The following is a 20,154-nucleotide window of genomic DNA, read 5'->3' on the forward strand; positions in this document are numbered from 1 at the left end:
CGCCGGTCAGACGAACGAGTCGAGGGCCTCGCGGATCAGGGTCCGCATCGTGTCGCTGCCGGTGTGGCCGGAGTCCTCGACGACCGTCAGCGTGGCGTCCGGCCAGCGCTCGGCGAGCAGCCAGGCCGTCTCCAGGGGGCTGCTGATGTCGAACCGGCCGTGCAGCAGCACGCCGCGGATCCCGGCGAGCCGGCCGGCGTCGCGGATCAGGACGCCCTCCTCCAGCCAGGCGGCGTTGGCGAAATAGTGGGTGCAGATGCGCACCATGGCGAGCTTCGCGTCGTCGGGACGGCCGCTGTACGCGTCTGGCACGCCGTTCGGTTCGAGCGACACGGCGGTGTCCTCCCAGGCGCACCACGCCTGCGCCGCGGCGGCCCGCACGGCCGGGTCGGGCGACTCCATCAGCCGCGCGTACGCCGCGACCAGGTCCTCCGCGGTGGCGGGGGCCGGCGCCACGTGGTCGCGGAACGCCGCCCACTGCGCGGGGAAGAAGCGGCCGACGCCCTCGTAGAGCCAGTCGCGCTCGCGGCGGCGGGTGGAGGTCACGCCGTCGATGACGATGCCGGCGACCCGGTCCGGGTGGCGTTCGGCGTACGCGAGGATCAGCGTCGATCCCCACGACCCGCCGAACAGCAGCCACCGGTCGATCCCGAGGTGCTCGCGCAGCCGCTCCATGTCGGCGACGAGGTGGCCGGTCGTGTTGTGCCGCAGGTCGGCGTCCGATCTGGACGCGTGCGGCGTACTGCGGCCGCAGTTGCGCTGGTCGAACTGCACGATCCGGAAGCGCTCCGGGTCGAAGTAGCGCCGGGTCCGCGGGCTGCTGCCGGAGCCCGGCCCGCCGTGGACGACGGCGGCGGGCAGCCCGGCCGGGTCGCCGCTGACGGACCAGTGCACGAGGTTGCCGTCGCCGACGTCGAGCATGCCCTCGTCGTGCGGCTCGATGGGTGGGTACATGCCGAGCAGAATACAACAGCGCTGTTATATTAGTGCTGTGACATTCCTCGGCAGCCGGCTGCGGCACCTGCTCGAACTGCTCGACGGCGACGTCGCGGGCGTCTACGCGGACCTCGGCCTGCCCGACATCCGGCCCAGGTTCGCCCCGGTCGTGCGCACCCTGGCCCGGCAGGGGCCGGGCACGATCCGCGACCTGGCCGCCGCGATCGGTGTCACCCACTCGGCGGCGAGCCAGACCGTCGCGGAGATGGCCCGGCAGGACCTGGTGCGCCTGGAGCCCGGCGCCGACGCCAGGCAGCGCATCGTCCACCTCACCGACCGGGCGGCCCGTCTCATGCCGGCGATCGAGGCGGAGATGACGGCGACGGACGCGGCGGCCGAGGCGTTCGACGCGCAGCTGCCGTTCCCGCTGAGCCGCCTCGTCGAGGAGGCCATCGCCCTGCTCGAGCAGCGCCCGATGCGCGACCGGATCGGCGAGGTGGTGGTGGACGGGAAGCCGTGACCGCCGCGGCTCAGGCCGAGGCGGACGCGGCGGCCGCGGACTGGGCCTCCCACATGGTGACGACGACACCGAGGACGAAGACCTGCACCGGCAGTGGGAGGCCCGGCAGGTCGACCTCGACGTCACTGCCCCAGAAGCTGGTCTTGCGGACCGAGCCGACCTTGCGGCCACCCGCGTACAGGTCCTGGGCCTGGCTCCACACCGAGGCGCGCTGGAACTGGTACGTGACGCCGCCCGCGGTGACCGTCCACTGCTTGCGGCCGACCCGGTCGGCGGCTGCGACGGACTCGCCGGCCTTGTCCTGCATCACGAAGCGGCTGCCCCACGCGTTGCCGCGGACGAGGAACGACTGGCCGGCGACGGTCAGCTGGCCGCCGCTGCGCCAGACCCCGCCCTCCCACGCGGCGACGGCGTGGCCCTGTTGCGTGACTGTATAGCGCGCCCGCCAGACGCTGGTCCGCTTCGCGATCAGCATGTATCGAGCGTAGCCACTCAGCCGTCGTACGAGCCCGCGGTGCGCAGGTCTTGAGCGTCTCTTGAGCGCGCGCGCTGCTCGACCACGAGCGGCTCCCCGGCACCGGAGGGCGGCGGGTCGACGGTCGGGGCCACCGTCGACCCCAGGACGCTCAGCAGCGCCGGCGCGAGCAGCGACCGGACGATGAACGCGTCGATGAACACGCCGACCGCGAGGGCGAAGGCGAGCTCCCGGAAGGGGCGCAGCGGCACGATCAGCAGCAGGCCGAAGCTCACCGCGAGCGTGAAGGCGGCGGTGCGGATGGCCTTCGCCGAGTGCGGCAGGGTGATCGCGAGCGCTTCGCGCAGCGGCCTGGTCCGGGCCTCGCGCCAGGCGGGGCCGATGCCGAAGATGTTGTAGTCGGAGCCGAGCGCGACGAGCAGCACCGCCGCCGCGAACGGGACGTAGAACGTGAGGCCGTCGCCGCCGAGGCGGTCCTGGAAGACGTACGTGGTCAGGCCGAGGGTGGCGCCGATGGCGAGGACGCTGCAGACCAGCAGGCCGACCGGGGCGATCAGGGCCCGCAGGAACAGCACCAGGAAGAGCAGGTTGGCCAGCAGCGCCGCGATCGCGATGCGGCCCAGGTCGTGCACGGTCTGGTCGACGATGACGTGGGCGACGGCGGTGTCGCCGCCGAGGCTCGCCGTCGCGCCGTCGAGGCCCGCGTCGCGCAGCAGGCCCGGCAGGTCGCGGTCGAGCCGGCCGGCGGTGTCGACGGCCCGGGCGCCGAGCGGCTCGTCGGCGAGGACGAGCAGGAAGCGCGCGGCGGAGCCGTCGCCGGCCTGGAAGACGCTGAGCCCTTCCGGCAGGCCCTGGGTGCCGGGGCCGAGGACGGCGGCGACGCCCGGCTCGCGGGACAGCGCCTGCTGCAGCTTCGCGAGCTCCGCCTGGCGGCCCGCGACGCCGGCGCCCTCGACGAGCACCTCGGTCGGCGACAGGATGCCGTCGGCGAAGCCGGTCTCCGCGGCGTCGGCCGCGACCCGGGTCGGATGCCCCGGCGGCAGCGCCTCGACGAACGACACCCCGAGCCGGATGTGCTGCAGCGGCAGCGCGGCCGCGACCAGCCCGCCGACGCACAGCAGCAGCACCGGCAGCGCGAACCAGCGACGGGTCAGCAGCCTGGCCCACCAGCGCCCGCCGACCGGGGCCGGCTCGGCGCCGCGGGTGCCGAGCGGGCAGCGCAGCGGCGACCAGAAGACGAACCGGCCGAAGATCGCCAACAGCGCCGGGACCAGGGTCACCGACACCAGCACGCCGATGAGGATGGCGAGCGCCATCCCGGGGCCGAACGCCCGGAAGGTCGGTGCGTCGGCGACGATGAGCGCGCCGGTGCCGGCGGCGGCGGTCGCCCCGGCGACCGCGATGATCGGGGTGTAGCGCGCGGTCGCGTGCCGCGCGGCGTCCAGCCGCGACTCCCCGGCGGCCAGCTGCCGGCGCGCCGCCGACAGGTAGAACACGACGTAGTCGGTGACGACGCCGAGCAGCAGCGCGACCAGCAGCGGCTGGGTCTCCTGCGGCACCGGCACCCCGAGCCGCTCCGCGAGCGCGCCACCGACATGCAGGGTCAGCAGCGTCGCGACCCCGGCGGCGCCGAGCGCGAGCAGCGCGGCGATCAGCGACCGGAACGCGAACGCCACGATGAGGAACACCGCGCCGACGGTGATCAGCTCCAGGGTCGGCACCTTCGACTGCAGGATGCGGGTCTGCTCGACCCGCGCCGGCACCGAGCCGGTGATCCCGACGACGGCGTCGTCCGCGCTGTAGTGCGCGGCCACGAACTTCTCCGCGGCGGCGACCTGGTCGGCGAAGGCGACGTCCGGGTCCGTGAAGAGCAGCGTCACGATCGTGGTGCCGTCCTCGGCGGAGCCCGGGAAGAGGCCGAGGGTGTTCATGACCGGGACCGCCGCGCGGATCGGCGCGACGTCGGAGTACGTGCCGTCGCTGACCGCCCGCGCGCGGGCGACCGCCTCGGTCTGGGTGGCCTGCGGCAGCCCGTCGGCCTTGCGCTGCACCACGGCGACGCGGCTCAGCAGCGGGAAGCCGAACTTCTCGAACGAGCGGACCTCGCTGGCGACGGCCGGGTTGCCGGCGGACACCAGCTGCTCCAGGTCGCTGCCGCCCTGGTTGGTGGCCGGCAGGTACTGCACGGACAGTACGACCGCGACGGCCCACCCGCCGACGATCAGCCAGCGCAGCGCGACCACGAGCGCCGCGTATCCACGCATCAGCACGTTGGGCCGCCACCGGCTGCGAGGCTCCACGACGTCGGTCACGGTCCGGCCCCCTCTTCCAGGAGTTCGTTGTGTGGATCGGGCAGTACCCCGGCGCCCGGAGAGGAAAACGGTGCGCCCTGATCGGGCGACGTCGTGGCGGGATCAGCCGGGCCAGCGGCCGGTGGCACGGTGGACGGCGACCGCGCCCGCCCGGTCCACGGTCGCCTTCACCACGGCGAAGATCGCGCCCTGCAGCGCGGCGGCGACGAGGATCTCGCCCCAGCCGCGGTCCTCGTCGGTGGCGTTCGGCGCGTCGTCGTCGTTGCCGAGCACCTTCCAGACCTGCTTGAAGACCAGCCCGGCGACCAGGCCGGAGCCGACGCCCAGGGCGAGCCCGACCGGCTTGTACGCGAGCTTCGCGCCCCAGCCGCTCATCATCGCCCCCGGCGGCGGACGGCGACGGCGACGAGCACCGCGACGAGCACGGCGGCGCCGATCGCGGCGAGGGGCAGCGGCCGCCGCACGGCGACCGCCTTGTCCGAGACGGTCCCGGCGAGGTTCCTGGCGGCGTCGGCGGCGGCACCCTTGGCGCGCTCGGCGGCCTGCGCCGCGGCGTCCTTGGCGCGCGCCTTCACGTCGGCCTTCGCGGCGAGGGCCTCGACCGTGCTGCCGAGCTCGGCGCGGGTCCGCGCGATCTGCTCCCGCAGCAGCCGCGGGTCGTCGCCGTCGGATCGTGGCATGGCCATGCGGCACCTCCGTTCATGTGCACGCGTGGTTCCCTTGCCGTCCGGCAATCAAACACCCGCAGGGAGCGTTCGAGGGTCACTCCATCCCTGTGGAAGGCCCGGCGAGGGACAGATCGGCCTCGAGACCGTAGTGGTCGGACAGGAACAGCTCGCGCCCGTCGGGGACGCGGACGGCGTCCCGCAGCACGGTCCGGGCGCTCGCCACGACCGGCCGGCCCGCGCCGTCGCGGACGAGGACCTGGTCCAGGGCGGGCGGCGCCGGCCAGCGCGGCGTCGGCCGGAACGTCGTCGTCGGGTCGCCGGCGAGGACGTCGCGCAGGCCGGCCGCCGCGGCGAACCCGGTGAACGCCGCCGAGTCGCGGGGCACGTTGAAGTCGCCGACGACCACCGCCGGCAGCTCCGGCTCGAACCCGCGGACCAGCCGCGCCAGGTGGTCGAGCTCCTGGCGGATGACGCGGGTGAACCGGTTGCCGTCCGACCAGTCGTCGTCGCGGTTCGCGGACAGGTGGGTGTTGACGACCGCGAGGGGTCCGGCCGGCGTCTCGACGACCGCGAGCTGCGCCCCCTTGCGCATGAGCTGCTCGGTGCGCAACGGCCCGGCCATCCGGAACCGCGCGAACCGGTACCGCAGGATCGGCCACCGCGACATGAGCATCAGCCCGCCCGACGGCAGCGCCGCCCGCGTGACCGCCACGTGCCGGTAGCCGGCGCCCCGCCGCAGCAGGCGCACGCTGCCGCCGTGCAGCACCTCCTGCAGGCACACCACGTCGTACGCGGCCCGCTCCAGCACCGGGCCGAGCGCCCGCAGCCGGGCCGGGACGTCGTCGCGCATGAGCGTGTTGAACGTCAGCAGCCGCACGTCGATCATCGGCCGATTTCACCACCCGCACCGCGCGGGGCGCCACGGGGTATCTCGCCGGGGGCGTGAAAGTTTCCGCCGCCGGCCGGGGACCCGCGCCGCCGCCGCGAACTTTCCGTAATCCGGGCGCCGGGCGAGGCATCTATCGCATCGACGAGATCACACCCCGCTCAGGAGGTTCCCGTGCATCCACAACCATCGGCGCGGTGGCGCCGGCTCACCGTCCGGGTCGCCGGAGTCGCGGCGGCGGCGCTGGCCGTGCCGATCGCCGTGCTCGCGGTGTCGGTGTGGCCGTCGGAGGCGGCCGCCAGCCCGGCGGCCGGCGGCGTCTACACCCTGGCCAGCGGCGCGAGCGGCAAGTGCGTCGACGTCGCCGGCGCCGCGACCGGCAACAGCGCCCTGCTGGTCCAGATCGCGTGCAACAGCGCCGCGGCCGACCAGCGGTTCACCGTGATCGTCCAGGGCGGCGCGTTCAACCTGGTCAACGCCAACAGCGGCAAGTGCGTCGACGTGCCGTACGCGTCCACGACCTCGGGCACCCAGCTGTGGCAGTACACCTGCGGCGTCTCCACCAACCAGCAGTGGACCTTCACGGCGTCCTCGGCGGCCGCGGGCAAATACGTCGTGAAGAGCGTCTCCTCCGCGCTCTGCCTCAGCGACAAGGACGGCTCCACCGCCGGCGGCAACCCGATCGTGCAGGAGACGTGCGCCGACATCGCGCGCATGCAGTGGTCGTTCAACCACGTCGGCGGCGCGACCGCGACCGCCAGCCCGCCCCCGACCAGCGGCAAGCCCACGGTCGCGGCGGACGGCACCGGCACGTTCCGGACGGTGCAGGCGGCCATCGACGCGGTGCCGGCGAACAACAGCGGCCGGGTCACCATCACCATCAAGCCGGGGACCTACCGCGAGATCGTCACCATCCCGGCGAACAAGCCGTACATCACGCTGCAGGGCCTCGGCTCCGCCCCGGCCGGCACGGTCATCGTGAACAACCACTGGGCCGGCGGCGGCTTCCCCGGCGGCAGCGCCACCATGTTCGTCAACGGCCACGACAGCGTGCTGACGAACCTGACCGTCAGCAACGACTTCGACGAGAGCACGCAGACGAGCGGCCAGCAGGCGGTCGCCCTGCAGCTGGACGCCGACCGGTCGATCCTGAGGAACGTCCGGCTGCTCGGCGACCAGGACACGTTCCAGATCAACGACCACGCCCGGCTGTACGTGGTGGGCTCCTACATCGAGGGCACCGTCGACTTCATCTACAGCGGCGGCACGGCCGTCTTCAACGCCTGCTCGATCTTCGAGAAGCGCAGCACCGGCGGCCCGATCACGGCCGCCAGCACCGACCCCGCCAAGACCTACGGGTTCCTGTTCTACAGGTCGACCATCACCGGCGCCTCGAACAACGTCACTCAGCTGGGCCGGCCGTGGCGGCAGGGCGCGCAGGTGCTCTACCGCGAGTCGAGCCTCAGCGCCACCATCAAGCTCGCCCAGCCGTGGAACGACATGGGCGACGCCACCTGGAAGCAGGCGCGGTTCTTCGAGTACAGGAACACCGGCGCCGGTGCCACGGTCAACGGCAACCGGCCCCAGCTGAGCGACTCGCAGGCCGCCAACTACACCCCGCAGAAGTACCTGGCCGGCACCGACGGCTGGAACCCCATGTAACCGTCGCACCGACGCCGGCCACCAGTGCGGTGGCCGGCGTCTGGGGCGGTGCGGGTCAGGCGCAGGTGGTGCCGTTGACGGTGAAGACCGTCGGGTTGGTGTTGCCGCCGGTGTACGAGCCGTTGAAGCCCAGGCTGACGGTGCCTCCGGCGGGCACCGCGCCGTTCCAGGACTCGTTCGTGGCGGTGACGGCGGCGCCGGTCTGCGACCAGCGGCCGGACCAGCCCTGGGTGACGCGCTGGTCGCCGGGGAACGTGAAGCCCAGCGTCCACGAGGTCCACGCCGTGGTGCCGGTGTTCGTGATCGTGACGCTGCCGGTGAAGCCGGCGCCCCAGCTGTTCGCCGAGTAGGCCACCGTGCAGCCGCCGGTCGGTGCGGCCGCCGTCCGTACCGTGACGGGCGACGACAACAGGGAGAACTGTCCCGCGGTGTCCTTGGCGCGGACCATGAGGATGTACTCGGTGTTGGGGGTGAGGCCGGTCAGCGTGACCGACGGCCCGGTGCTGGTGGCGAGGATCGACAGCGCGTCGCCCTGCCGGCGGTGGATCTCGTAGCCGGTGACGCCGTTGTCGTCGGTGGAGGCGGCCCAGGTGAGCGTGAAGCCGGTGGCCGTCACCGCGGAGGCGACGGGCAGGCCGGGCGTGGAGGGCCGGGCGTCCGCGGGCGGGTCCGCCGTGGTCACGGTGACGGGCGCCGACGCGGCGGAGGTGAGGCCGGCGCCGTTGCGGGCGGCGACCACGAACGTGTAGGCGGTGGCGGGCGTCAGGCCCGTGATCGAGGCGGACGCGGTGGTGGTGGTCGCCACGACCGTCGAGGTGGAGCCGGACACGCGGCGCACCTCGTAGCCGGTGACGCCGCTCTCCGGGTCGCTGGACGGGGCCCAGGTGAGGCGCAGCCAGGTCGAGGTGACGTCGGAGGCGACCGGTGTGCCGGGCGCGGACGGCGGGGTCGTGTCCTGCGGCGGGACGGTGCCGGTGTGCTCGGCGGCCCAGCTGGCCAGGGACGCGAGCCCCGAGTTCCAGTTGATCGCGACCTCGTTGACGGAGTACGCGCCGATGTCGTCGACGAAGCACTTCTGCGCCTTGCAGCCGGCGAGCTGCCCCTGCGCGACCGGGTCCTGCAGGCCGCTGTTGGGGCCGCCGGACAGCGCGCCGGGCGGCGCGGTCGGCAGCGACGCGTCGGCCTGGTTGGCCCAGAACCGGTGGTGCACGTTGCGGACGGCCTTCTCGCCGTACCCGGCGATGTAGGACTGGTTGAGCGGGTTGCGGCCGAGGAGGTAGTCGAGGGCCTGGAACGCGCCGGTGCGGTACTTCGCGAGGCCGGTGAAGTCGTAGGCGAGGCCGAGGACGGCGGCGTTGTTGGCGATCTGCCCGGAGGAGCCCCAGTTGTAGGTAGTGCCGCCGTTCGGCGCCGGGTAGCCCTGCGTCGCCATCTGGCTCAGCAGCCCGTCCGCGAACGTCGCCATCCTGGCGCGGGTCGCCGCGACGTCGGCGGCGGGCAGGCCGTTGGGGACGATCGCGAGGGTCGTGTCGCCGAGGCCGGCGACCCAGCCCCAGTAAAAGCCGCCCTGGTTGAAGCCGGCGCCCTTGTAGAGCGGCGAGCCGGTCACGTCGGTGCGGTAGGACGCGCCGCCGGTCGTGGTGAACAGCTCCGCCGCGGCCCAGTAGAACTCGTCGCTGACGGTGCTGTCGTCGTACGCGCCGCCGCCCGTGCTGTCGGAGCCGCTGGCAATCCGTCCGGGGTTGGATTTCGCGGCGGCGTACGCCTTCTCGGCGGCGGTCAGGGCGCGGGCGGAGAACGCCGGGTCGATCGTGCGCCAGATTCGGGCCGCCTGGGCCGCGACGGCGGCGAGGTTGAGGGTGGCGGCGGTGCTCACCGGCGACAGCAGGCGCCGTTGCGGGTCGGCCTCCGGGCGCATCGGCAGCCCGGTCCAGTTCTCGTCATGGATCTTGTGGTGGACCATGCCGGCGTCGGTACGGCCGTCCGGCACCTGCATCCGCAGCAGGAACTCGACCTCCCAGCGGGCCTCGTCCAGGACGTCCGGGACGCCGTTGGCCCGCTCCGGGATGGCGAGGGTACCGTCGCCGAGCGCGGCCCGGTCGGTGCTCCGCTCGTAGATGTTGAGCAGCTGCCACGCGGCGATGCCGCCGTTGACGACGTACTTGCCCTGGTCGCCGGCGTCGTACCAGCCGCCGCGCACGTCGAGGGAGTAGCCGCAGCTCGTCCGGCACGGCACGGACGTGTCGCCCTGGTTCGGCGCGACGCCCACGTGCCCGGCGGGGCGGGCGTAGCGGCTGCCGACGTACTGCGACTCGATCGCGATGCCGCTGCGCTGGTGGTAGAAGAAGGCGAGCGAGTCCTTCCGTAGCTGCTGCACCGGCGCGGCGGAGATGTCGAACGGGTAGCTGTCCGACCCGCCGGCCGACAGCACGTAGCCGCTGCCCGGGGTGTCGTAGGCGGAGAAGTCGGCGATGTGGACGTTGTCGCCGGACAGGGTGTCGGCGCCCTTCACGGTCGTCTGTCCACTCGCGACAGTCACGCCGGCGGCGTTGCGCAACGTCCAGCCGATCGGCGTCGTGGCGGAGCTGACGATCGTGGCCTGCTTCGGCAGGCCCGGCACGTAGGCGACCTGGTTCACCTTGACCGGCGACCCGGGGTCCGGCGCGGCGGTGGCGGGCGGCGCGCACACGGACAGTGCGAACAGTGCGCCCGCGGCGGCGATCGCCACGGTACGGCGTCTCATGTCGGGAGTCCTCCTGCGGCAAAGGGTGCCGGCACTGGCGGGCGCCGGCGTGCCGGACCGTAGGCGGACCTTCGACACGCTGTAAAGCATCCGTCGCGTCGATGCCGTCCGGCCGGTGCCGCGGGCATGTAACTTACGGCCCATGCGGCTCGCCAGCTACAACGTCGAGAACCTGTTCAATCGGGCCAAGGCGCTGGACCAGCGCACGTGGGCGGCCGGGCGCCCGATCCTCGAGGCGTTCCAGCGGGCCTGCGAGCTGCTGGAGGAGCCCGTCTACACCGACGAGGTCAAGCACGACATCCTGCGCGAGCTGGGCCGGCTCGGGCTGCGCAACGGCGACACGGCGAAGTTCGCCCGCCTGCGGCAGAACCGCGGGCGGCTGCTGGTGCGGCGGCGCACCGGCGTGGTCGAGGTCGTCGCCGGCGGCCGGGCCGACTGGATCGGCTGGGTGGAGCTGACCACCGACCGGGTGGACGAGCTGGCGCTGCTCAACACGGCGCGGGTCATCCTCGACGTCGGCGCCGACATCCTCGGCGTGATCGAGGCGGAGAGCCGCCTCGCGCTGAAACGGTTCGCCGAGGGCGGCCTCGGCGGCATGTACGAGCACTTCATGGTCGTCGACGGCAACGACGAGCGCGGCATCGACGTCGGCGTCATGTCCACTGCGGCATACCCGCCGGTCGGCCAGCGCACCCACGTCGACGACACCGACGAGCACGGCCGCGTCTTCAGCCGCGACTGCGCCGAGTACCACTTCCGGCTGCCGGATGGCCAGCGCCTCGCGGTCCTCGTCAACCACCTCAAGAGCAAGGGCTACGGCGGGAAGGTCGCCTCCGACGCCCGGCGCCGCCGGCAGGCCGCCCGGGTCGCGGAAATCTACCGCGCGTTGGATTTCCCGCTCGTCGCCGTCGTGGGCGACCTCAACGACACCCCGGCCAGCGACCCCCTCGCGCCGCTGCTGCGCGACACCGACCTGCGCGACGTCAGCACCCACCCCGGCTTCGACGACGGCGGCCGCCCCGGCACCTACGGCTACTGCACCGCCCCCAACAAGCTCGACTACGTCCTGCTGTCCCCGGCCCTGTTCGCCGCGACGACCGGCGGCGGCATCCTGCGCAAGGGCGTGTGGGGCGGCCGCCGCGGCGCCCTGTGGCCGATCTACGACACGATGACCCAACCGGTCCACGCCGGCTCCGACCACGCCGCCATCTACGCCGACATCGACCTGTCTCGCCTGCCGAGGCCCTGAACGGCGCTCGTGTCACCGGTTCGAGCGACAAACGAACGGTGAAAAATGCACAAACACTGCGCACTGGGTAGCGGATCTATTGCATTGCGTGACAGTCTGAAAGTCGCGAAGATCAATGGGGGTCAGGGCGCGAGTGGGAGGAGCGGGGATGACCGCTACCGCGGCCGCGATGAGTCTTGCCTCCGGAGAGCCCCCGATCAACTTCGCCGCGCACCAGCTGCGGGCGGGCAACCTCGCGGGCGCCCGCGACGACTTCGAGCAGATGCTGGCGATGCTGCTCGCGGCGATCTACCCCGGTGCCCGGGCGATCACCGCCAACCCCGGCGACTGGGGCATCGACATCCTCCTCGGCGAGCTGTCCGGGCTCGTCATCATCTGGCAGTCGAAGTACTTCTGGCCGGTCGTCGGCCGGTCGCAGCAGGGGCAGATCCGCGAGTCGTTCGACTCGGCGCTCGCCGCGGCCGCCCGCAACGGGTACCGGCTGAGCCAGTGGGTGCTGTGCGTGCCGGCGAGCATGGACGCGCCGACCGCCCAGTGGTGGGACAACTGGCGGGCGCGGCGGCAGCGGGAGACCGGCGTCTCGATCGAGCTGTGGCACGAGAACGTGCTGCGCAACCATCTCGTGCGGCCGGACTGCGCCCACGTGCGCCGGCACTTCTACGACCCGTACGTGCCCGCGCAGACCCAGCGGACCCCCGTGCGGGACCTCGGCGAGGACGACGACACGGCCCTGGACCGGGCGCTGTTCGTGCGGCAGCTGCGGGCGGCGGGGCACGTCGAGGTCGGCGCCGCGAAGCGCGAGTACTTCAACGCCGACCTGCTGGCCCGCGAGGTCCTCGACAAGCGGGTGCCAGCGGAGGTCGCGGCGCTGAGCGAGGCCGACGGGGTCGTGCACAGCATCTGGGAGGCGCGGTTCAACGCGATGGCGTTCGCCGGCGACCCGCGGCTGCCGGGGCTGCACGCCGAGGTGATGCACGACATCCGCGAGTCGGGCGCGTTCCCGGTCCAGCTGCGGGCCGGGCCGGTGCACCGGTGCGGTCTCATGCACCGGGTCGTCGAGGACCGCCGCGCGGGCTGGGTCATCCACTGGCGGGACATCGCATGACCCCAGACGACGTCTCCGTCTTCCGCCAGACCAGGCTGCTCCTGCTCCTGGCCAGCGCCGCCGAGCCCCTCGACGCCGAACGCCTCGGCGTCTACGACTTCCTGGCCGCCCACCCGCTGCTCCTCGCGCGGTCCGACGACGACGCCGACCGGACCACGCTGCGGCTCGCCGGGTTCGACGATCGGGCCGTCGCCTACGCCAGCCCGGGCCAGCGGTTCGTCACCGCCCAGCTGCACCTGTCCCACGACCTCGCCGCACTCGTCGGGCGGGGGCTCGTCGAGGTCACGGCCACCGGACGGGTGACCTACCGGCTCACCCAGGAGGGCGCGAGCATGGCCGATCGATTCACCGCGATGTACGCTCAGGTGTACCGCACAGCGGCGCGCATCGTCATCCGCCGCCTTCGTCGCCTGAGCACGCGGAGGCTGCGCGAAGGCCTGCGGCTGTGGCTCCTTCCGGTCCCTTCGTCCGCACTGAAGGACCTGATATGATCGGTTTGCGAGCACACGGCATCCGGCTCAGGCGGCTGCGCCTGCACAGCGGCGACCGCACCTATGACGTCGACTTCCGGGCGCCCGACGACTCGCCCCGGCCGATGTCCGTGCTCGCCGGCGCCTTCAGCACCGGCAAGACCACGATCCTGGAGTTCGTCGACTACTGCCTGGGCGCCTCCGACCACCCGCGCCACCCGGAGATCATGCCGAAGGTGCGCGCGGCGACCCTGGAGGTCGAGCTGTCCGGCTCGCCGTACCTCATCGAGCGGACCGTCGGAGAGCCGTCGATGTTCGCGTACGTGCGAGCGGGCCGCCTCGACGAGCCGGGCGCCACTCCCCCGGCACGGCGGCCGCTGCGCCCGGCGAGCCACCCGGACAGCCTGTCGACCATGCTGCTGTCGCACTGCAAGCTCGAAGGCGTCCGGCTGCGCGACAGCGGCGTCGACACCGACCCGCTGAGCTTCCGCGACCTGATGTGGCTGTGCTTCCTGCCCAACGAGCGCCTCGACGGCAAGGACCTGCTCTTCCGCAGCGTGCCGATGAAGCACCTGAAGCTGCGGCAGGTCGTCGACGTGGTCTTCGACGTGCACGACGACCACTCCGTGGAGATCGGCCGGCGGATCCGCGCGGTCGAGGCGGAGCTGTCCGCGGCCCGGGCGGCGTACCGGGCGGCGGAGCAGATCGTCGACGAGCAGCACGTCGGCGGCCGCGAGGACCTGGAGGCCCTGCACCGCACCGCGAAGGACGAGCTGGCCGCGTGCGCGCAGGCCCTCGCGGCGCTGGACGCGCAGGCCCGCGCCGACACCATGTTCGCCGAGGAGCTGCGCGAGCGGCACGGCGCCGCGGCCGCCGAGGCCCGCCGCACGGCGGCGGAGCTGCGCGACCGGGAGACCCAGCTGCAGCGGATGCAGACCCTGCACGGCACCTACGCCGACGACGTCGCGAAGTGGACGATGCTCACCGAGGCCGACCACCTCTTCGAGCCCATGCGCGTCTCGGCGTGCCCGTCGTGCCTGGAGCCGCTCAGCGGCGGCAGTGGGACAGCGGCCGCCACCGGTGGCAGTGGGACAGCTGCCGCCACCGGTGGCAATGTGATAGCTGCCGCCACCGGTGGCAATGTGACAGGTGCCGCCACCGGCGGCGAGGACCGCTGCCCCGCCTGCCAGCTGCCGATCACCGACGGCGGCTCGGTCGACGTGACCGCCGAGCTGCGCTCCGCGAAGACCCGCCTCGCCGAGCTGAACCGCTACACCGAGGAGCTGCAGGAGCAGCTGCCGCGGCTGCGGGACGCCGCGGAGCGCGCCCAGCGCGACGAGGCCCGCGCCGCCGCGGAGGTCGACGAGGCGACGGCGCACACGATCACGCCGTTCCTCGCCCAGCGCGACGCCCTCGCCCGGCGCCGCGAGGAGGCCGCCGCGACGCTGCAACGGGCGCTGAGCGGGCTGCGGCTGATCCAGAGCCTGGAGCGGCGCGCCGCCGGCATCCTGCACCAGATGGACCAGGTCGCCGCGTACCGCGAGGAGCTCGCCGCCGCCGGCCCGCAGGCGCGGCGCGCGGACCGGACCGCGGTCATCCGGCTCGTCAGCGAACGCTACCGGGAGATCCTGCAGGAGTGGCACTACCCGAAGGTCGCCGACGCCTACCTCGCCGAGGACCTGACCCCGTACATGCGCGGCGAGCCCTACACGGCCGCGTCGTCGGGCGGGCGGACGCTGATCGCGCTCGCCTGGCAGCTCGCCCTGTTCGAGATCGCGTGGGAGAGCCGCTCGTCGCACCCCGGGTTCCTCATGCTGGACAGCCCGCAGAAGAACCTCGGCGTCGCCGGCGATCTCGCCGACACCGTCACGATCGAGCGCATCTACCAGCACCTGGAGCAGTGGCTCGCCGGCCGCGGCGTGGGGGCGCAGATCATCGTCGCCGACAACGCCCCGCCCCCCGCCGCCGCCGACGACGTCATCGTCCGCTTCACCCGCCGGCCGGACCAGCCGCCCTACGGCCTCATCGACGACGAGACCGGCTGATCACCAGCTGCCGCGTCGCCCTCGTCATGGCGACGTACCGGTCGACCGCGCTGCTGAACGCCTCCGGATCCACGAGCACGACCAGGTCGAACTCGAGCCCCTTGGACAGCTCCGGCGTCAGCGACCGCACGCGCTCCGTCGCGGCGAACTCCGGGTCGCCGATGACGCACACCGTGCCCTCCTCGTGCGCCGCGAGCCACTCGCCGATGATGGTCTTGATGTCCGTTTTCTTCGCGTGTACGACGGGAAGGCCGCTCTTTCGGATCGACACCGGCACGTTGGCGTCCGGCAACGCTTCCCGGATCACCGGCGCCGCCTCGGCCATGACCTCTTCCGGCGTGCGGTAGTTGATGCTCAGCGACGCCATGGTGACCCGGTCGAGCCCGACCCGCCCGAGCCGCTCCTGCCACGACTCGGCGAACCCGTGCCGCGCCTGGGCCCGGTCCCCGACGATCGTGAAGCTCCGCGACGGGCAGCGCAGCAGCAGCATCTGCCACTCCGCGTCGGTCAGCTCCTGCGCCTCGTCCACCACGATGTGCGCGAACGGCCCCGCCAGCCGGTCCGGGTCGCGCTCCGCCAGGCCGGCCTCGTCGACCAGCGCCTCCTGGAAGTCCTCGCCGCGCAGCATCGTCACCAGGCCCGTGCCGTACTCGTCGTCGGCGGCCTCGATCAGGTCGTCCACGACCCGGTCCATGCCCGCCCGCCGCGCCTTCACGTCCGCCGCCCGACGCCGCCGTCGCGCCGCTGCCGCCGGGTCGCCGAGCCGCTGCCTGGCCGCATCCAGCAGCGGCAGGTCACTGACCGTCCACGCCTGCGGGTCCGCCCGCTGCAGCCGGCGCACCTCCTCCACCGACAGCCACGGCGCGCACCTGCGCAGGTACGCCGGCACCGACCACAGGTCACCGACGAGGTCCTTCGCGTCGATCAGCGGCCACGCCCGGTTGAACGCCGTCACCAGCTCGCGGTTCGCCCGCAGCTGCGCCTCGGGGACGTCCTCCTTCTCCCGCAGGATCCGCACCAGCTCCTCCCACACCAGGTCCCGCGCGTCGTTGTGCGGGATCCCGGGCTCCGCCGCCTCGAACGCCTCCGCCCAGTCCTCGGCGCCGATCCAGACATCCGCCCAGTGGGTCTCGACGGTCATCCCCTTCGCCGGCGGCCGCTCGTAGAACCGGACCGCCTCCTCGACCGCCCCCACCATCCGCGCCGACGCCTTCAGCCGGGCCACCTCCGGATCGGTCTCGGCCGTCGCCGCCGCCCCCTCCGGCACGAGGTCCCGCAGCGTGCACGTCTGCACACCCTCCTCACCGAGGCTCGGCAGCACGTCCGCCACATACGCCAGGTACGGCTGGTGCGGCCCCACGAACAGCGCGCCGCCCCGCCTGTGCCCGAGCCGCGGATCGGCGTAGAGCAGGTACGCCGTCCGGTGCAACGCGACAACGGTCTTCCCCGTCCCGGGACCGCCGTCCACCACCAGCGCACCGCTGGACCCCGCCCGGATGATCGCGTCCTGGTCCGCCTGGATGGTCCCGAGCACGTCCCGCATCCGCGCCGACCGGCTGCTCCCGAGCGTGGCGATGAACGCCGACTGGTCGTCCAGCGCGGCGTGCCCCTCGAGCCCCTCTGGCGTGAACACCTCGTCCCAGTAGTCGGTGATCCTGCCGCGCGTCCACCGGTACCGGCGCCGGCTGACCAGCCCCATCGGGTTCGCGTGCGTCGCCCCGAAGAACGGCTCCGCCGCCGGCGACCGCCAGTCGAGCAGCAACCGCCGCCCGCCGCCGTCGGTCAGCCCGAGCCGCCCGACGTACACCGGCTCGCCCGACTCCGGCACCATCCTGCCCAGGCACAGGTCCATCCCGAACCGCCGCAACGCCCGCAACCGCCCCGACAGCCGCCGCACCTCGTCGTCGCGGTCCATCGCCGCCTGCCCGATCCCCCCGGGCGCTCTCCGCTCCGCGTCCAGCCGCTCCCGCAGCTCCGCGATCGTCCCGTCCAGGCTCTCCGCGATCACCGCGAAGTGCCGCTCGTCCCTGTCGATCAGCCCCGGCTCGCCCTTGACGGCAAGCCGCCCCCCAAGCTCGAACACACTGGTCCGCAACGGTTGCATGGTCAGGCACATCCTCTGCTTCCGGCTCCGGCCAGCGATTCTGCGCCCTGACCCACCTCTTGCCGCAAGCCCCGGGGTCCGCTATACCTTAGAAAGGGAACAGTGCGCGCTCTGTGCGGCGCCCTTCCCCAACTCCCCCACCGCTCCCCTTGCTCCCGCTGCGCCCGGCCGCGTGATCAGCGAGCGGTCGCCTCACCCGTACGCCCCGGCGTCCACCCGAGACGCACGGACAGGCGCGCGGTCGCCTCGAGCAACGCATCGCGGCAGGCGTCGAACTCGGCCTCGAACCGCTCCTTGGGTCCGCAGACGCTGATGACGGCCGCGACCTTGCCGTTGTGGTCGAAGACCGGGGCGGCGACCGATGCCGCACCGCTGCGGCGCTCCCCGATGGATCGCGCCCAGCCCTGCTCACGGACGGCCTTGAGCTCCTTGAGCAGGGCCGCCGTGTCGGTGATCGTGCCGTCGGTCACCGCCTCGAGCGTGCTGTCGAGGTAGCGGTCGACCTCGTCCTCAGTGAAGAACGCGAGGAACGCCTTCGACGACGCACCCGCGTGCAGCGGGTAGGGGATGCCCAGGCTCACCGACATGATGACCTCGCGTCGTGGCAGCACCTCGTCGACGTAGATGCGCCGGCGCTGATCCACCCGGACGGACAGGGTCGCTGTCTCGTTCGTCCGGTTGGACAGCCGGGCGAGCTCCGGGTGAGCCATTCGACGGATGTCGATCTGGTCCATGTAGGCGAGGCCGAGCTGCATGATGCCGATGCCGAGGGTGTACCTGCGGGTCGTCTCGTCGAGCTCGATCAGGCCGCGCACCCGAAGCGACGCGAGCATGCGGTGCGTGGCCGCCTTCGACATGCCGAGCCCGTCGGCGATCTCACTGACGCCGAGGTCACGGGTCGGGGCGTCCTTGAAGTACATCAGCAGATCCACGGCCCGCACGACCGTCGCGATGGTGGCGCTCGAGACCTTCGCCCCCGCTCCGAGTTCGAGCTCGAGGTCGGCCAGCTGGCTGTCCTGCGACAACGTCATTCCCTTTCCAAGTCGTGCCCCTCGGCCGCCGTCAGTGGCATCGAGCACGGTGCCGGTAAAGCCCGTCGTGGTGGGTAGCGAGATTACAGCCTGACCCATCCGCCGGTCCGCGCGGAGGCATACCAGAGATCCACGAGACGAACGGCGTCCAGTCCTTCGTCCCCCCGCACCGGGAACGGTTCCCTCAGCCCGACGGCCCGGTCGGCTGCCCGAAAATACTCTAGATGACCTGAGCCGTAAAGGAGGTCCACACCATCGGCCTCAGGTGCCGGCGGGATCATCCCCTCGGGTGAGGAGACCACCCGCGAACCATCGATGACGACGTTTCCCTGATCGGCGAACAGGGTCATCCGCACCCCGGCACCGCGTGCCGCGACGGCCGCCACCGACACGGCCGCGCTGACGTCGCCGGGCAGCGCGATCAGCGCCGTCGCGACCTCGTCGTTCGGTCCGGTCACCTGGCCCACGAGTCGCTCCGGCACGCCGAGCCACCACACGAGCAGGTCGAGGTAATGGACCCCGACCGTGCGCAGGAGGCCACCTCCGGCCCGCGCCCTGTCCGTCTGCCAGCCGGGCACCTGGACGGGCGCCGGCAGGTTGACCTCGACGGTGACGCTGCGCACCCGGAGCGTGCCGCCGGCGATGAGGTCCCTGACCCAACGCAGTTGGGCGTAGGCCCGGTAGTTCATCAGGCACCCGAGCTCGACACCGGCGGCTCTGGCGGTGGACACCATCCGCTCCGCCTCCTCGGCGTCACGGGCGAGCGGCTTCTCCACGAGGACGGCGAGCCCGTGGGCCGCCGCCACATCGACCGTCCACTCGTGCAGGTCGTGCGGCAGCGCCACCGAGAGCGCGTCGGGACGGGTCCGCTCGATCGCCGCCTCGAGATCGCTGTGGACGGCGTAGCCGGCGGCGGAGGCCTTCTCGCGGGCCTCCGGCACGGAGTCGACGACACCGGCGACGACGGCCGACGGGACGCGCGAGAGCGCGGCCGCGTGCACCTCGCCGGCCCGGCCGTAACCGACGATCAGCCAGCGACTCATCGCACACCTCCGGCCCGCGTCCGGAACCACTCCGCGACGGACGCCCAGTCCTGCTCGGCCGCCGCACCCGCGACCCCCTCGCCGAGCGCGCCGGCGATGACGTCACCGAGGGGCAGGTGTCCCCCGTGATGCTGTGCCTCCGCCCGGGCGAGGTCGACGTCCTTCTTCCCGAGTCGCATCGTGAACGCGACCGGCTCATACCGTTGTTCGGCGACCATCTGACCGTAGGCCCGATGGATCAGCCCGGAGAACAGCCGCTCGGTGAGGACGTCGAGCAGCTGGTCCGCCTTGAGCCCGCCACGTTCGGCGATCCCGGCCACCTCGCCGAGCGAGCCGGCCGTCACCGCGATCAGGTAGTTGCCCAGGATCTTGACGAGGTTGGCCTGCGCCGGCTCGGGGAAGGTGTGGACGCTGACCGCGAGTTCGTCGAGGACCGGACGGATCAGGCCCACCGGCTCGGCGTCGCCACCCGCGACGATCGTGAGCTGACCTCCGGCCGCGGCCGCGGACCGGCCGAAGGCCGGCGCCGAGACGTAGTGGGCGCGCCGGGAGCGGTACAGCCCGTCGAGCTCGCGCGAAAGACCGGGAGAGATGGTCGCGCAGTTGACGTGGACACTGCCCGGCTTGACGGCCGCGAGGACCGTGGCGCCGCCGAGCACCTCCCGCACGACCTCGTCGTCCGGCAGCATGCTCACGACGATGTCGCGCGAGGCCGCCTCGGCGATGTCGGACGTGACGGTGACCCCGCGCGCGGCGGCGTCGGCCGCGCGCGCCGCGCCGCGGTTCCATCCGAGGACGGGACGGCCCCGGTCGACCAGCCTCGCGGCCATGGCCGCGCCCATGGCACCCAGCCCGATCCACCCGATGGCCGGCTCCGCGTGGGCTCCCGGTGTCGCGCCGCTCAT

17 protein-coding genes are annotated in these 20,154 nt (G+C 72.9%); 6 read left to right on the plus strand and 11 right to left on the minus strand.

What is annotated here, in order from left to right; genetic code table 11:
- Positions 1-6 precede the first annotated feature (6 nt).
- A complete protein-coding gene (gene pip, locus ABD332_RS45375) occupies positions 7-963 on the minus strand; it encodes a prolyl aminopeptidase (RefSeq protein WP_425552394.1) in 957 nt (318 codons plus the stop codon).
- A gap of 28 nt (positions 964-991) precedes the next feature.
- Between pip and ABD332_RS45380 the strand changes: the two genes are divergently transcribed.
- On the plus strand, positions 992-1,456 hold the full coding sequence (locus tag ABD332_RS45380; RefSeq protein ID WP_344510688.1) for a MarR family winged helix-turn-helix transcriptional regulator: 465 nt from the start codon (positions 992-994) through the stop codon (positions 1,454-1,456).
- Positions 1,457-1,466: 10 nt separating this feature from the next.
- Here ABD332_RS45380 and ABD332_RS45385 read toward each other — a convergent pair whose 3' ends face one another.
- The 5 genes from ABD332_RS45385 to ABD332_RS45405 all read right to left on the minus strand — a co-directional run bounded on the left by ABD332_RS45385 (position 1,467) and on the right by ABD332_RS45405 (position 5,797).
- Positions 1,467-1,931 carry a hypothetical protein gene (locus tag ABD332_RS45385; protein WP_344510689.1) on the minus strand — a complete coding sequence of 155 codons (465 nt, stop codon included), beginning with the start codon at positions 1,929-1,931 and terminating at the stop codon, positions 1,467-1,469.
- Positions 1,932-1,948: 17 nt separating this feature from the next.
- Positions 1,949-4,243 carry an MMPL family transporter gene (locus ABD332_RS45390; RefSeq protein ID WP_344510691.1) on the minus strand — a complete coding sequence of 765 codons (2,295 nt, stop codon included), beginning with the start codon at positions 4,241-4,243 and terminating at the stop codon, positions 1,949-1,951.
- Between the two features lie 102 nt (positions 4,244-4,345).
- Complete coding sequence (locus ABD332_RS45395) at positions 4,346-4,618, minus strand: DUF4235 domain-containing protein (RefSeq protein WP_344510694.1); 273 nt, start codon at positions 4,616-4,618, stop codon at positions 4,346-4,348.
- A complete protein-coding gene (locus tag ABD332_RS45400) occupies positions 4,618-4,929 on the minus strand; it encodes a DUF3618 domain-containing protein (protein WP_344510696.1) in 312 nt (103 codons plus the stop codon). The genes ABD332_RS45395 and ABD332_RS45400 overlap by 1 nt, the downstream gene beginning before the upstream one ends.
- Positions 4,930-5,005: 76 nt before the next feature.
- Positions 5,006-5,797 (minus strand): endonuclease/exonuclease/phosphatase family protein, encoded by a 792-nt coding sequence (locus ABD332_RS45405; protein ID WP_344510698.1) that lies wholly within the window; start codon positions 5,795-5,797, stop codon positions 5,006-5,008.
- Positions 5,798-5,971: 174 nt separating this feature from the next.
- Here ABD332_RS45405 and ABD332_RS45410 point away from each other — a divergent pair, with 174 nt between their 5' ends.
- Entirely contained in the window at positions 5,972-7,459 is a 1,488-nt protein-coding gene (locus tag ABD332_RS45410; protein ID WP_344510700.1) for a pectinesterase family protein, read from the plus strand.
- A gap of 55 nt (positions 7,460-7,514) precedes the next feature.
- On the opposite strand, the gene ABD332_RS45415 is transcribed toward ABD332_RS45410, so the two are convergent.
- Positions 7,515-10,202, minus strand: coding sequence for a glycoside hydrolase family 9 protein (locus ABD332_RS45415; protein WP_344510702.1), 2,688 nt, complete (start codon positions 10,200-10,202; stop codon positions 7,515-7,517).
- Positions 10,203-10,344: 142 nt separating this feature from the next.
- Here ABD332_RS45415 and ABD332_RS45420 point away from each other — a divergent pair, with 142 nt between their 5' ends.
- From ABD332_RS45420 to ABD332_RS45435, 4 genes are all read left to right on the plus strand, one after another.
- Complete coding sequence (locus ABD332_RS45420; RefSeq protein WP_344510704.1) at positions 10,345-11,451, plus strand: endonuclease/exonuclease/phosphatase family protein; 1,107 nt, start codon at positions 10,345-10,347, stop codon at positions 11,449-11,451.
- Between the two features lie 148 nt (positions 11,452-11,599).
- Complete coding sequence (locus ABD332_RS45425) at positions 11,600-12,556, plus strand: hypothetical protein (RefSeq protein ID WP_344510706.1); 957 nt, start codon at positions 11,600-11,602, stop codon at positions 12,554-12,556.
- Positions 12,553-13,047 carry a hypothetical protein gene (locus tag ABD332_RS45430; RefSeq protein ID WP_344510708.1) on the plus strand — a complete coding sequence of 165 codons (495 nt, stop codon included), beginning with the start codon at positions 12,553-12,555 and terminating at the stop codon, positions 13,045-13,047. Before ABD332_RS45425 ends, ABD332_RS45430 begins: the two co-directional genes overlap by 4 nt.
- Positions 13,044-15,071, plus strand: a complete 2,028-nt coding sequence (locus tag ABD332_RS45435; RefSeq protein ID WP_344510710.1) for a DNA recombination protein RecN — start codon at positions 13,044-13,046, stop codon at positions 15,069-15,071. Before ABD332_RS45430 ends, ABD332_RS45435 begins: the two co-directional genes overlap by 4 nt.
- Here ABD332_RS45435 and helR read toward each other — a convergent pair.
- From helR to ABD332_RS45455, 4 genes are all read right to left on the minus strand, one after another.
- Positions 15,049-17,175, minus strand: coding sequence for an RNA polymerase recycling motor ATPase HelR (helR, locus tag ABD332_RS45440; protein ID WP_344510712.1), 2,127 nt, complete (start codon positions 17,173-17,175; stop codon positions 15,049-15,051). The genes ABD332_RS45435 and helR overlap by 23 nt on opposite strands.
- Positions 17,176-17,351: 176 nt before the next feature.
- A complete protein-coding gene (locus ABD332_RS45445; RefSeq protein WP_344510714.1) occupies positions 17,352-18,206 on the minus strand; it encodes an IclR family transcriptional regulator in 855 nt (284 codons plus the stop codon).
- Between the two features lie 83 nt (positions 18,207-18,289).
- Positions 18,290-19,249: a Gfo/Idh/MocA family protein gene (locus tag ABD332_RS45450; RefSeq protein ID WP_344510715.1), complete on the minus strand. Its 960-nt coding sequence runs from the start codon at positions 19,247-19,249 to the stop codon at positions 18,290-18,292.
- The gene (locus tag ABD332_RS45455; protein ID WP_344510717.1) at positions 19,246-20,154 is read right to left on the minus strand and encodes an NAD(P)-dependent oxidoreductase; all 909 of its coding nucleotides are present in this window, start codon (positions 20,152-20,154) and stop codon (positions 19,246-19,248) included. The genes ABD332_RS45450 and ABD332_RS45455 overlap by 4 nt, the downstream gene beginning before the upstream one ends.

The sequence above is a fragment of the Dactylosporangium maewongense genome (assembly GCF_039531485.1).
Classification (GTDB): Bacteria; Actinomycetota; Actinomycetes; order Mycobacteriales; family Micromonosporaceae; genus Dactylosporangium; species Dactylosporangium maewongense.